The organism is Micromonospora mangrovicola (assembly GCF_047200535.1).
Classification (GTDB): Bacteria; Actinomycetota; Actinomycetes; order Mycobacteriales; family Micromonosporaceae; genus Micromonospora.
Genome location: NZ_JBJZOG010000251.1, coordinates 1 through 884, shown reverse-complemented (window position 1 = coordinate 884; position 884 = coordinate 1). Strand labels below are relative to the sequence as shown.

Annotated in this window: 1 protein-coding gene; it reads left to right on the top strand. The window is 72.2% G+C overall.

Annotated features, from left to right (window positions below):
* Nucleotides 1-107 precede the first annotated feature (107 nt).
* Nucleotides 108-884 (top strand): GH25 family lysozyme (locus ACL02O_RS34325; RefSeq protein ID WP_412822343.1); only part of this gene is annotated, 777 nt, incomplete at its 3' end.

Sequence of the window (884 nt, the reverse complement as noted above, 5' to 3'; positions counted from 1 at the left end):
TCCCCACCGCCGTGGGGGTGGCGCCCCGCCACCTCCACGGCGTTCCACCCCCTTCCCCGCCCACCCGCCGGCCCGGACCGGGCCGGTCCCATGGACAGGACTTCGTCATGCGTATCCGTACCTGGTTGGCCCGGACCGTCTCGATGATGGCCCTCCCGCTGGTCGCCGTCGGCATGCAGCCGGTGGCCGCCCACGCCGCTCCCACCGGCTACTCCGTCACCGGCATCGACGTGTCGCACTACCAGGGCACCATCGACTGGGGCGCGGTGGCCGACTCGGGCGTCGACTTCGCCTACGCCAAGGCGACCGAGGGCACCGGCTACAGCGACCCGACCTACCTCACCAACCGCAGCGGCGCCCGCGTCAACGGCATCTACTTCGGGGCGTACCACTTCGGCCGTCCCGACCAGGGCGACCCGCGCGGCCAGGCCGACCGCCTGATCGACGCCAGCCAGTACAGCACCGACGGCACCACCCTGCCGCCGATGCTGGACATCGAGTGGTCCTCGAGCCAGCCGACCTGCTACGGCCTCTCGACCAGCGCCATGGTCTCCTGGATCAGCCAGTTCGTCGATCAGGTCAAGGTCCGCACCGGCCAGCAGGCGATGATCTACACCAACCCCAACTGGTGGAACCCCTGCACCGGCAGCAGCACCGCCTTCGGCAGCTACCCGCTCTTCCACTCCCGGTACGCCGACACTCCCGGCACCCTGCCGGCCGGCTGGTCGCACTTCACCCTCTGGCAGTGGACCTCCAGCGGCAGCGTGCCCGGCGTCTCGGGCGGGGTGGACCGGGACGTGTTCGCCGGCACGCTGGCCGACCTGCGGGCGCTGTGCGGCGGCGGGGCGGGACGCAAGGCCCCGGCGCTGGCACACGACGACGGC